Origin of the sequence: Streptomyces sp. NPDC005576, assembly GCF_042871745.1 — a bacterium.
In the GTDB taxonomy this organism is placed as follows: domain Bacteria; phylum Actinomycetota; class Actinomycetes; order Streptomycetales; family Streptomycetaceae; genus Streptomyces.
In genome coordinates, this window is the sequence record NZ_JBIAJC010000024.1 from 1 (window position 1) to 12,172 (window position 12,172).

Annotated in this window: 9 protein-coding genes and 1 rRNA gene; 5 read left to right on the forward strand and 5 right to left on the reverse strand. The window is 72.4% G+C overall.

Translation table 11 applies throughout. The features are described 5' to 3' along the window. Positions 1-88, forward strand: a 5S ribosomal RNA gene (gene rrf / locus ACFYPN_RS31015); the annotation flags it as partial. A 162-nt stretch (positions 89-250) separates the two neighbouring features. On the opposite strand, the gene ACFYPN_RS31020 is transcribed toward rrf, so the two are convergent. Genes ACFYPN_RS31020 through ACFYPN_RS31040 form a run of 5 tightly spaced genes read right to left on the reverse strand, consistent with a single transcriptional unit; the run spans position 251 to position 6,214 of the window. Next, positions 251-1,558, reverse strand: coding sequence for a DUF58 domain-containing protein (locus tag ACFYPN_RS31020; protein WP_389302897.1), 1,308 nt, complete (start codon positions 1,556-1,558; stop codon positions 251-253). A 10-nt stretch (positions 1,559-1,568) separates the two neighbouring features. Next, the gene (locus ACFYPN_RS31025) at positions 1,569-2,570 is read right to left on the reverse strand and encodes a MoxR family ATPase (protein WP_358760290.1); all 1,002 of its coding nucleotides are present in this window, start codon (positions 2,568-2,570) and stop codon (positions 1,569-1,571) included. After that, a complete protein-coding gene (locus tag ACFYPN_RS31030; protein ID WP_358760292.1) occupies positions 2,567-4,108 on the reverse strand; it encodes a DUF4350 domain-containing protein in 1,542 nt (513 codons plus the stop codon). The genes ACFYPN_RS31025 and ACFYPN_RS31030 overlap by 4 nt, the downstream gene beginning before the upstream one ends. Then, the gene (locus ACFYPN_RS31035) at positions 4,105-4,812 is read right to left on the reverse strand and encodes a DUF4129 domain-containing protein (protein ID WP_358760294.1); all 708 of its coding nucleotides are present in this window, start codon (positions 4,810-4,812) and stop codon (positions 4,105-4,107) included. Before ACFYPN_RS31035 ends, ACFYPN_RS31030 begins: the two co-directional genes overlap by 4 nt. A 4-nt stretch (positions 4,813-4,816) precedes the next feature. Then, complete coding sequence (locus tag ACFYPN_RS31040) at positions 4,817-6,214, reverse strand: glycerophosphoryl diester phosphodiesterase membrane domain-containing protein (RefSeq protein WP_358760296.1); 1,398 nt, start codon at positions 6,212-6,214, stop codon at positions 4,817-4,819. A gap of 137 nt (positions 6,215-6,351) precedes the next feature. On the opposite strand from ACFYPN_RS31040, the gene mtnA reads away from it, so the two are divergent. Genes mtnA through ACFYPN_RS31060 form a run of 4 tightly spaced genes read left to right on the forward strand, consistent with a single transcriptional unit; the run spans position 6,352 to position 12,099 of the window. Further along, positions 6,352-7,497 carry an S-methyl-5-thioribose-1-phosphate isomerase gene (gene mtnA / locus ACFYPN_RS31045; protein WP_358760298.1) on the forward strand — a complete coding sequence of 382 codons (1,146 nt, stop codon included), beginning with the start codon at positions 6,352-6,354 and terminating at the stop codon, positions 7,495-7,497. A 4-nt stretch (positions 7,498-7,501) separates the two neighbouring features. Beyond that, positions 7,502-8,191 carry a two-component system response regulator MtrA gene (mtrA, locus tag ACFYPN_RS31050; RefSeq protein WP_007448372.1) on the forward strand — a complete coding sequence of 230 codons (690 nt, stop codon included), beginning with the start codon at positions 7,502-7,504 and terminating at the stop codon, positions 8,189-8,191. Between the two features lies 1 nt (position 8,192). After that, positions 8,193-10,241: an MtrAB system histidine kinase MtrB gene (gene mtrB / locus ACFYPN_RS31055; RefSeq protein ID WP_358760300.1), complete on the forward strand. Its 2,049-nt coding sequence runs from the start codon at positions 8,193-8,195 to the stop codon at positions 10,239-10,241. 31 nt (positions 10,242-10,272) lie between these two features. Next, on the forward strand, positions 10,273-12,099 hold the full coding sequence (locus tag ACFYPN_RS31060) for an LpqB family beta-propeller domain-containing protein (RefSeq protein WP_389302991.1): 1,827 nt from the start codon (positions 10,273-10,275) through the stop codon (positions 12,097-12,099). The last annotated feature ends 73 nt before the right edge of the window (positions 12,100-12,172 follow it).

The following is a 12,172-nucleotide window of genomic DNA, read 5'->3' on the forward strand; positions in this document are numbered from 1 at the left end:
CGGTTACATTCCGAACCCGGAAGCTAAGCCTTTCAGCGCCGATGGTACTGCAGGGGGGACCCTGTGGGAGAGTAGGACGCCGCCGAACAATTTTTTCGGGAGACCCCCGTGCCTTTGGGCACGGGGGTTTTCTGCGTTTACGGGCCATTCGGGGATCCGGCGATCCCTGTTCCTGTTCGTTCCTGTTCTGCCCCCGTGGCTTCGACGGAGGCAGAACAGGAAAAACAGGGCGGAGAAGAGGGCGAATGTGTCAGAGCCGACCGGCTGCCTTCAGCGCGAGGTAGGCGTCGGCCAGAGCCGGTGCCAGGCTCTCCGGCAGTGCGTCCACCACCACGGCACCATGGCGTTGGAGCCGCTCCGCGGTCCGCAGGCGCTGGGTCAGGGCGCGGATGCCGGCCGCGGCCTCGTAGACCGCTTCCACGGAACCTCGCCCATGCGTCATTCCGTCGATCCGGGGATCCGCCACAGCGGCGACGATCACGGTGTGGCGCGCGGTGAGCTGAGGAAGGACCGTCAGCAGGCCCTCTTCCGCAGGCGCCCCGTCCAGCGTCGTCAGGAGGACGATCAGCGACCGCTTCGGGGCGGCAGCCATGGCGGCGGTGCTCAGCCCGCGGGTGTCGGTCTCGACCAGCTCGGGTTCCAGCGTCGCCATGGCGTCGACCACCCTTGCCAGCACGCCGCCGTTGGTGGTGCGGACGTGGGCCCGTACCTGCCGGTCGTAGGCGAGGAGATTCACCTGGTCGCCCGCCCGCCCGGCCAGCGCGGTGAGCAGCAGGGCGGCGTCCATCGCGGCGTCGAGCCGCGGGGTGTCGCCGACACGGCCTGCCGAGGTACGGCCGGTGTCGAGGACGATCAGAATGTGCCGGTCCCGTTCGGGGCGCCACGTGCGCACGGCCACCGCGGTCTGCCGCGCCGTGGCCCGCCAGTCGATGGACCGGGTGTCGTCACCCGGTACGTACGGACGGAGGCTGTCGAACTCCGTCCCCCGGCCACGGCTGAGCGTGCTCGTGCGCCCGTCGAGTTCGCGGAGGCGCGCGAGCCGGGAAGGCAGGTGCTTACGGCTGGAGAACGGCGGGAGCACCCGCACGTTCCAGGGAACCCGGTGGTACCCCTGGCGCGAGACGAGACCCAGAGGGCCCGACGACCTGACGGTCACTCGATCGGGGACACGATCCCCCCGCCGGGTCGGCCGCAGCAGTGTGGTGAGCCGCCGCGCCTCGCCGGCGGCGACGGCTACCGAGTGGCGGGAGGCGCCGGTCTCCGCCACCACGGCCCCACTGCTCGGGGACCAGGCGTCGCGGAGCTCGGCGCGCAGGAGGCGACGCGAGGGGTTGGTCACGGTGAGTTGTACCGAAGCGCTGTCACCGAGTCGAACTGACGTATCACCAGATCGAGTGAAGCGCAGGCTCCGCACGGGCGCTGCCAGGGCGTAGTCGCACAGAATGGCGAGTGAGAGCGGGGCATTGACCGCGAGCATCCCGGCCCAGCTCGGGGCGAGGATGGCTACAGGCAGTGACCCCACAGCGGCCAGCAGCGCGGCTCTTCCGGTGAGGGGCATGGTCACCGCCTCATCGGGGGACGGGCACGGAGGCGAGGACCGAGGTGATGACGGCGTCCGGGGTGACGCCCTCCATCTCGGCTTCGGGCCGCAGTTGGATGCGATGACGGAGCGTGGGCAGAGCGAGGGCCTTCACGTCGTCGGGGATGACGTAGTCCCTGCCGGTGAGCCAGGCCCACGCACGGGATGCGGACAGCAGCGCGGTGGCGCCGCGGGGGGAGACGCCCAGGGCGAGCGAGGGGGATTCACGGGTGGCACGGCAGAGGTCGACCACATAACCGGCGACCTCGGCGGTGATCGAGGTCGAGGCGACGGCTTCGCGGGCAGCTTCCAGGTCGGCCCGACCTGCGACCGGGGATATGCCCGCAGCCTTGAGGTCACGCGGGTCGAAACCCTCGGCGTGACGGGTGAGGACGTTGATCTCTTCCTCCCGGGTGGGAAGAGGCACCGTCAGCTTCAGCAAGAAGCGGTCGAGTTGCGCCTCGGGGAGGGGATACGTGCCCTCGTACTCCACCGGGTTCTGGGTCGCGACGACGAGGAAGGGGTTGGGGAGGGGGCGAGGGGTTCCGTCGACGCTGACCTGACGCTCCTCCATGGCCTCCAGGAGGGAGGACTGGGTCTTCGGGGGCGTGCGGTTGATCTCGTCGGCGATCAGCAGGTTGGTGAAGACCGGACCGGCCTGGAAGGAGAACTCGGCGGTGCGCGCGTCGTAGACGAGGGACCCGGTGACGTCACTGGGCATCAGATCGGGGGTGAACTGCACACGTTTGGTGTCGAGGTCGAGGGAAGCGGCCAGGGCCCGGACGAGCAAGGTCTTGGCCACACCAGGGACGCCCTCCAGGAGGACGTGTCCCCGGCAGAGCAGAGCGACGACGAGTCCGGTGACGGCCGGGTCCTGACCGACCACGGCCTTCGCGATCTCCGAGCGCAGGGCTTCGAGTGATGCGCGGGCGGCGTCGGAGTTCGTAGAGACCGTGGAAGTCCCGGGTATCGCCGGGGGCAGGGCGCTCATGACGTGCGTACCTCTCTTTCGAGGGCGTCGAGTTGGTCGGCCAGGCGTACGAGTGCGGGGTCGTCGTCAGGAGTCGGGCCGAAGAGCAGGGCATCCAGGGGCGTGCCCGCCAGGGTTCGTTCTGTCGCGTCGTCCGGCACGCGCCTTCGCCGCACCGGCCGCAAGGCCGCGTTTGAGGCCGCTTTCTGACGGGCCGGCTCCGACTGACGCGGCGTCGGCGCGGTGGGGGCGGGTAGCCGGGCCAAGAGTGCGGGGACGAGCACGTCCGGGGAGTGCGCGTCGCGGTGAGAGACGCCCACGAGGGAAGCGAGGCGGGTGCGTGCCGCCTCGCGGAGCAGGGCCGCGGCACGGTCGCGTGCGCCGGCCTTCCGGTAGAGGCGGGCGTGACCCTCCGTCGCTTCGGAGGCGTGGACGGCGACCGGCAGCTTCTCGGTCACCAGCGGACCGAATCTGCGTGCGCGCCAGGCGGCCGCGAGCAGGGCGGCGACGGCGATTTGGAGCGTGCCCCACAACCAGCCGGACGGGACCAGGTCGAAGAAGCCGTCCTGGTCTTCCTCCCCGGAGTCGCCGGAGTTCCCACCGGAGTCGGCGGCGTCCTCGTGGCCGTGGTGGGAGCCGCCGTCGGCCCGCTGATCCGGGCCGGAGCCACCATCGGTCGGGTCGTCCTGGCCGGTGTCACCACCGTCGTCCGTGCCGTGTCCGCCCTTCGAAGCGGAGGGGTCGGCGAGAGAAGGGAGGTACCAGAGGAGATGAGCACGGGAGCCGAGGAGCTGCAGGGCGAGCGAGGCGTTGCCCTCGTGGGCGAGGCGCTGGTTGACCAGGATGTCGGGGGAGCCGAGCAGGACGGTCTCGCCGTTCCGCCGCGGGACGAAGAGGAGTGGGGTGAGGCCGTGTGCCGGGTAGCAGCCGGAGGTTCCGGCTCCCTCCGCTTCGTAGGTGACCCCGCCCAGATCGGCCGGGCCTGCCCGGCGTGCGGCCGGGAGCATACACGCGGGGGCGCGTCCCGCCACCTTGACGGTGGGTCCGACGCTCACGCCCGGGGCGAGCGTGGGCACGGACGGAGATCCGGGGGCGATCAGGACGGTGCGGCCCCCGGAGCCGGAGGTCGCGGCGGCCAGGCGCTCCTGCTGGAATCCGGTGAGGAGGTCCGGCCTGGTGACCAGGAGCGTGCTGTCGGGGCCCGCCGCGGAGACGGCCCCGTCGAGCGTGGTGACCACGTCGATGCCGACGCCGCGTTGCCTGAGGAGTTCCGCCAGGGCCCTGCTGCCCTCCGGGTCGGCCGACCGGGGGTCGAGCGTCCCGTGGCGGGAGCCGGACTGCAGAGCGGCGATGGTGACACCACCGACGACCAGGACGAGCAGGGCCACCAGCAGGCCGCGGGCCCGCTTCCAGAGCTGTGCGGGAGTCGCGGACAGGGACGTGGCGACGGGAGCGGCGTCCGTGGCCGCCGGACCGGAGGCGGCACGCGTGTCGGTGGAGCCGGCGGCGGTCTCCGTACCCGCGGCGGCGGAGGAGGCGGTCTCCGTGGGACCGGTCATCCGGCGGCTCCCGTCGTGCGGGCGGTACCGGTGGTCTTCGGCCGCGTCCCTTCGAGGTCGTCGTCGAGTGCGCGTACGGAGAGGTACGCACTCTCGTCGGCCGTACGGCCGCCGTACGTGAGGGCGTCGAACGTCTGGGCCGCCGCGCGCAGACGGGCCGCGTGGTCCGGCAGCCGGCGTCCGGCCTCAGCGGCCGCCTCGTCGGCCGTGTGGCCGGGGCGGGGGGCGAGCAGCGCACGCTCCTCCAGGGAGCGGACGATCGCGCGAGTGCGTTCCTGGACCGCCTCGGTCCAGCGGAGAGCGGCCGCGTGCTTCTCCGCGGCGGCGCGGTGCGCAGCCGCGCCGCGCGGACCGCTCTCCCGGAAAAGGGGTTTCGCCGAGACGGCCGGCCGCCTCGGTGTGCCCAGCCGCCACCAGAGGGCGACCACCGGAGCGATGGCCAGGACCACCAGCACCACGGCGCCCAGCGGGCCCCCGGGCAGGTGGTCGGCGATCCCGTCGAAGAGCCGGCGGATCCAGTTCCAGCAGGATTCGAAGGCCCGCTCCAGGAGGCCGGGGTCGCCTTCGTGGTACATCCCCTTGGACAGTTCGGTCTCCGCCGCCTCCCGTGCGGGAACCCGTGGCGTGTCCACGGGTATGTCCGCGAGTCTCGGACCGGCCCACACCCGTGGGCCCGACGTGATGGTGCCCCCCGCCCCCGTCATGCCATCAGCCTCCGGTGGACGCGTATCCGGGGAGCCCGGCCGCGCGGCCGAGTTCCAGGTCGAGAGCCTCGCGCCGGATGCGCTGGTCGATGTAGAGCAGGGAGAGCACACCGGAGACGAAGGGGTACGTCAGCATCGAGATGAGCACGCCGCCGAGGCTGGTCACGAGCAGGAAGGGCCAGCCGGTCGGGGCCGGGTCGGAGCTGAAGATCGCACTGGAGACCCCGCCGTCGACGGCGAGCGCGATCAGGGCGAAGGGGATGGCGATGATCACGGACACGATGGCGACGCACAGAGCGGCGAGCGCCAGGATGCCGAAGATCCGCCACCAGGCCCCCCGGACCAGCTTCGCCGACCGGCGCAGGGCCTGCCCCACCGACTGGCGTTCCAGCATCAGGGCCGGGGCCGAGAGGCAGAAGAGGGTCATCAGCCAGAGGGCCCCCACGGTGGCGACGGGGAAGCCGAGCACGATGAGAGCGGCACCGCCCGCCCCGGAGCCGACGAGCAGGCCCGGGGCCAGGCCCACGGCCATGATCACCACGACCGCCACCGCCAGGAGCAGCGCCAGTCCCACCACTCCCCGGATCCGCGGGCGGGCTTCCGCCCGGACCTCGGCCGGGGTGGCGGTGCGGCCGAGCACCGAGCGGCTGACCACGACGCTGAGCACCGACGCGGTGAAGAGGACGGCGGCCATGCCGAGGACGGCGCTCGGCGCGCTCGTGATGAGCAGGGAGCGCGTCGCCTCGACGGACTGCCGCAGGATCTCGGCGTCGGAGGCGTTCTGGTCGATCGTGACCGGTTCCGGGAGCAGGAAACGCTCGATCAGAAGAGAGACGACCTGTACGAAGACGGCGACGACCAGGCTGATCCCCAGCGCGGTGCGCCAGTGGGCGCGCATGGAGGCGACCGCGCCGTCGAGCACTTCACCCACGCTCAGCGGACGGAGGGGGACGACACCCGGCTTGGGCGCGACCGGCGTGCGGACCCAGCCCTGAGGGCCGCCCCAGCCCGGTCGGGCCTGGGGGACCCGGCCCGGGTAGCCGGCCGGGTTCTGGTGGCCACCCCACCCCGGCGCCGGCGGGGGTGCCCCCGGCCCGGGTGCGGACGGAGCCGGGGCGGACCACTGGCCGGGCGGCGGCTGGGTGGGAGACCACTGACCCGCCGCGCCGGCCCCGGCCGCGCTGTTCCTGTCGGAGCCGGCGCCGTCGGGGCCGGCCCCGGCCGCACCGCTCGCGTCGGCCGGGTTCGGTTCGGCCGGGTTGGGTTCGGCCTGGTCCACCTCTGCGGGCCGGGAGTCGGCCAGGGGTTCGGAGTCGACCGGTCCGGAGGGGCGCGGTACGGCTGCGCCCTGTTCGTCGGAGGCGGCGGATCCGGGCGTGGCCCAGCCCGGAGAGTCGTTCATTCTGGCTCCTTCACCGTCCTGACCGCGCATCGGGGCGGCAGGTTGGCAGCCATCGTGCCACGCGTGGCAGAAGTGCGTTCGAGGTGCTTCTGGTTGGCACCTTCATATGTGGGCCTCCCAGCGGGCAGACTGGACGGATGGCTGATCAGGACGCGCAATCGCCGGTGGGCATCGAGCCCACCGCGCTCCCCGTACTCCGCTGGGACGAGCCGCCCGAAGGCCCCGTCCTGGTGCTGCTCGACCAGACCCGGCTTCCCGCCGAGGAAGTCGAGCTGGTGTGCACCGATGCTCCCGCCCTCGTGCGGGCGATCCAGACGCTGGCGGTGCGCGGGGCACCACTGCTCGGCATCGCCGGTGCGTACGGCGTCGCCCTCGCGGCGGTCCGGGGGTACGACGTGGCCGAGGCCGTGGACCTGCTGGCCACGGCGCGGCCCACCGCGGTCAATCTGGCGTACGGGGTCCGGCGCGCGGCCCACGCCCACGCGGCGGCGCTCGCCGGAGGGGCGGGGCCGGAGCGGGCCGCCGCCGCGGCGCTCGCCGAGGCACGGGCCCTGCACCGCGAGGACGCCGAAGCCTCCGCCCGGATGGCCCGGAACGGCCTGGCCCTGCTGGACGAGCTGCTGCCGGCCGGGGGTCACCGCCTGTTGACCCACTGCAACACGGGGGCTCTGGTCTCCGGAGGCGAGGGCACGGCGTTCGCCGTCGCGCTCGCCTCGCACCGGCAGGGGAGGCTCGCGCGGCTGTGGGTGGACGAGACGCGTCCGCTGCTCCAGGGCTCCCGGCTCACCGCCTACGAGGCCGCCCGGCACGGAATGGCGTACCAGTTGCTCACGGACAGCGCGGCGGGATCGCTCTTCGCGGCGGGGCAGGTGGACGCGGTGCTGATCGGTGCGGACCGCATCGCGGCGGACGGTTCCGTGGCGAACAAGGTGGGGAGCTACCCGCTCGCGGTGCTCGCGAAGTACCACCACGTACCGTTCGTCGTGGTGGCGCCGTCCACGACGGTGGATCCGGGCACTCCGGACGGGGCGTCCATCGTCGTCGAGCGGCGTTCCGGCCGCGAGGTGACGGAGTTCACATCACCGCGGTCCGGAGCGCGCGGGGGAGAGGGGGGCGGCCTGGTGGTGGCGCCCCTGGGAACCCCGGTGTACAACCCCGCGTTCGACATCACGCCCCCGGAACTGATCACCGCGATCGTCACGGGGGAAGGCGTCATTTCGCCGGTCACGAAGGCCGGACTGGCCGAGCTGTGTGCCAGGTCATCGCAGATAACGATTAGCTAATGGGATGATGTCGATTATGAAGGGACGCGTCCTTGTCGTCGACGACGACACCGCACTGGCCGAGATGCTCGGCATCGTGTTGCGTGGAGAAGGTTTTGAACCGTCGTTCGTAGCGGACGGCGACAAGGCACTTGCTGCCTTTCGGGAGGCCAAGCCGGACCTGGTGCTGCTCGACCTCATGCTGCCCGGAAGGGACGGCATCGAGGTCTGCAGGCTCATCAGGGCCGAGTCCGGCGTGCCGATCGTGATGCTCACGGCGAAGAGCGACACCGTCGACGTGGTGGTGGGTCTCGAGTCCGGGGCCGACGACTACATCGTGAAGCCGTTCAAGCCCAAGGAGCTGGTGGCCAGGATCAGAGCACGTCTGCGGAGGTCGGAGGAGCCGGCGCCCGAGCAGCTGACCATCGGTGACCTGGTCATCGACGTCGCCGGGCACTCGGTCAAGCGGGAGGGGCAGTCCATCGCCCTGACGCCGCTGGAGTTCGACCTGCTGGTCGCGCTCGCCCGCAAGCCCTGGCAGGTCTTCACCCGTGAGGTCCTGCTGGAGCAGGTGTGGGGGTACCGGCACGCCGCGGACACCCGTCTGGTGAACGTGCACGTCCAGCGGCTCCGTTCCAAGGTCGAGAAGGACCCGGAGCGGCCCGAGATCGTCGTCACCGTACGTGGCGTCGGCTACAAGGCCGGACCCAGCTGACATGACCCGAGGCAGCGCTGCTCCTGGCCCCGGGGAGCCCGGAGTCCCCGAGGAGCGGGCTGCCGGACCGGGGCGTTCCCGTCTCCTCCGCGGCGGCCGGTTGTTCACCGACCGGACGCCCGGAGGCCCGTTCCCGCGCCTTCTGCTGCGCTGGCTGCGGCGTCCGCTGCTGCCCGCCCTGCGGGTGTGGCGCCGCAATCTGCAGCTGCGGGTCGTCGCGGGCACCCTGTTGATGTCGCTCGGCGTCGTGCTCCTGCTCGGCTTCGTCGTCATCGGGCAGGTGCGCAACGGCCTGCTCGACGCCAAGGGCAAGGCCGCCCAGACCCAGGCGGCCGGCGGTTTCGCCGCGGCCCAGGCGAAGGCCAACGAGCCCCTCACGCCCAGCCGTGAGGACGGCGCCGACGGCATGTCGGCCAACACCTCCTGGCGGACCGACCTCGTCGACCAGCTCGCCAGTGGCGGTGCCAACGCGTTCAACGTGGTGGCGCTCAGCCCCGACTCCGTGAGCAGCGGCACCGCCAGCCGGGCGCCGCGCGGATCGGGCAGCGTGGAGGCGTCGAGCGTTCCGGCACGCCTGCGCGAGTCCGTCGACAAGGGGCCGGGGGCGTTCCAGACGTACTCCCTCATCCACTACTCGTACGGCAAGGCGTCGCAGCCAGGACTCGTCGTGGGCAAGCGGCTCTACGACATCGACCACAACCCCTACGAGCTGTACTACCTCTTCCCGCTCACGCAGGAGGAGAAGTCCCTGGCGCTGGTCAAGACGACACTGGCCACGGCCGGGCTCTTCGTCGTGGTCCTCCTCTGCGCCATCGCCTGGTTCGTGGTGCGCCAGGTCGTCACGCCCGTACGGATGGCGGCCGGGATCGCCGAGCGGCTTTCGGCCGGGCGGCTCCAGGAGCGGATGAAGGTCACCGGCGAGGACGACATCGCCCGGCTCGGTGAGGCGTTCAACAAGATGGCCCAGAACCTCCAGCTGAAGATCCAGCAGCTGGAGGAGTTGTCCCGGATGCAGCGACGCTTCGTCTCGGACGTCTCGCACGAGCTGCGTACCCCGCTCACCACCGTGCGCATGGCGGCCGACGTCATCCACGAGGCGCGGGTGGACTTCGACCCCATCACCGGCCGCGCCGCCGAACTGCTCGGCGATCAACTCGACCGGTTCGAGTCCCTCCTCTCCGATCTGCTGGAGATCAGCCGGTTCGACGCGGGGGCCGCGGCGCTGGACGCCGAGCCGATCGATCTGCGCTCCGTCGTCCGCCGGGTGATCGGTGGCGCCGAACCCCTGGCGGAGCGGAAGGGCACCCGCATCCGGGTGGTCGGGGACGAGCAGCCGGTGGTGGCGGAGGCCGACCCCAGGCGGGTGGAGCGGGTCCTGCGCAACCTCGTCGTCAACGCCGTCGAGCACGGCGAGGGCCGGGACGTCGTGGTGCGGATGGGCGTGGCCCAGGGCGCCGTCGCCGTCGCGGTGCGCGACTACGGCGTGGGGCTGAAGCCCGGCGAGGCGACGCGCGTCTTCAACCGGTTCTGGCGGGCCGACCCGGCCCGTGCCCGGACGACCGGGGGCACCGGTCTCGGGCTGTCCATCGCCGTGGAGGACGCCCGGCTGCACGGCGGCTGGCTCCAGGCGTGGGGCGAGCCGGGCGGCGGCTCGCAGTTCCGGCTCACCCTCCCGCGTACGGCGGACGAGCCGCTGCGGGGGTCACCGATACCCCTGGAGCCCGAGGACTCGAAGCGCAACGTAGCGGACCGCGAGCGCGCCGGGGCTGCGGACACCGGCTCCGACCCCGAGGGCCCGCACCGGGTGATGGCCGTACCCCACCAGCCCAGCTCGTCCGAGCGTGCCGCGCTCTCCGTGGCCGCCCGGCCCGGCACCTCGCGGCAGGCCCCCGCATCGGTCCACCCCGCGGCGCTGCCCGGCAGCGGCGCGCGGGTGGTGGCCCGCCCGGGTTCCGCCCCCGCCGCGCCCGCACCGCAGATCCCCGAGCAGTCCCAGGAGCGGAGCCCGGACCGGTTCCCCGACCAGGAGGACACCCGACGTGGGTACTGACCGTCGTGAGGACGGCCGCCGCAGCAGGACCGTGCGGACGCCCGTGCTGCTCGGGCTCGGTGTGCTGCTGCTCGCCGGATGCGGGTCGATGCCGGTCGTCGGGGACGTCAAGCCCGTCGACGCCTCCCAGGCCGGTGATGCGCAGGTGCAGGTCTACGCGGTGCCTCCGCGCGACGGCGCCGAGCCGGGTGAGGTGGTCGACGGCTTCCTGGAGTCGATGACCAGCGACGACCCCTCCTTCCGGACGACCCGCACCTATCTGACCGAGGACGCGGCCCGTACCTGGCGCCCGGCCGCCGGCACCACCGTGCTCGCCAAGGCGCCCAACCGGAACGCTCCCGCGCTCCGGGGCCCGGAGCCCGACGCGACGGACACCACGTACACCCTCAGCGGCCAGCGGGTGGCGGAGGTCGACGCGCAGAGCTCGTACCAGCCGATCGCGCCCGCCGACTACGTGCAGACCCTTCACCTGGTGCGGGAGAAGGATGCGGACGGCAAGCGGGAGTGGCGCATCAGCTCGGTGCCGGACGGTCTGGTGCTCGGGCAGTCCGACTTCAAGCGGCTCTACCGATCGGTCAACACCTACTACTTCGCGGCCGGTACGACGGACGGTTCCGCCGCGCTGGTCGCCGATCCCGTCTACGTACGCAACCGGACCGACCCCGTGACGCGGATGGACGCCACCACGCAGACCATCCGGACCCTCCTCGACGGGCCGACCGACTGGCTGCGGCCCGTGGTCGACTCCAGCTTCCCCGCCGGGACGACGTTGCAGAAGGGTGTCACCTCGCTGGCGCCCGACGACCAGAACGTCCTCAAGGTGCCGCTCAACAAGAAGGCCGCCGGCGCCGGCCGGGCCGCCTGCCGGATGATGGCGGCCCAGGTGCTCTTCACCCTGCGGGACCTGACGTCCGCCCGGGTCGAGCAGGTGGAGCTGGAGAGCGGGCAGAAGGTGCTCTGCTCGCTGGGCGCGGAAGAGGCGTCCGAGTTCGCCGCCGACGGCCGCTCCGGCGCCCCCGTCGGCCCGTACTTCGTCGACGGGGGGAAGGTGCAGCGGATTCCCGGCTCGACCAAGGGCGACGGTGACCCCGTACCGGTGACCGGACCGCTCGGCGAGGGCACCCGGCCGATGAGCGCGGTCGGTGTCTCCCGTGACGAGGAGAAGGCGGCCGGGGTGACGGACGACCTGTCGCGGCTGTACGTGGCGTCGATCGTCGAGGAGAGCGAACTGCCGGCCCAGCCCGCGGTCGTCAGCCACGCGGCGTCCGTCGAGGACCGTCTCTCCACGCCGAGCTGGGACGGCCGGGGCGATCTCTGGGTGGCCGACCGTGACCCGGACGATCCGCGGCTGCTCAGACTGGCCGGCGGCGAGGGAACTCCGCGGGAGGTCGCGGTCCCGGGCCTCGGCGGCGAGCGGATCGAGGCGCTCCGGATGTCCGCGGACGGCGTGCGGATCGCGCTGCTCGTGGGGAAGGAGGGCCACCGGACGCTGAAGATCGGCCGGGTCGAGCGGGTCGGTTCCGGCGAGGCGCAGGAGGTCTCCGTGCAGGACCTCCGCCAGGCCGCGCCGCAGCTCACCGATGTGACCGCGGTCTCCTGGTCCGGACGCGGCCGGCTGGTCGTGGTCGGCAAGGAGGAGGGCGGGGTCCAGCAGGTGCGCTACGTGCAGGCTGACGGATCCACCTCGTCCTCCGAAGTGCTCCCCGGCGTCAACCAGGTCGAGTCGATCGCCGCGGCCGACGACGAACTCCTGCCGCTGATGGCGGACACCATGAGTGACGGCATCGTGAAGCTGTCGCCCGGCGACAACTGGCAGACGGTGCTGAAGAAGGGCACCTCGCTGGTCTACCCGGGCTGAGTCCGGCCGCCCACCGACCCCGGCCCCGGAAGGGGCTCCGCGGGGTTGTCCACAGGGGTGGCGGGCGTGTGGA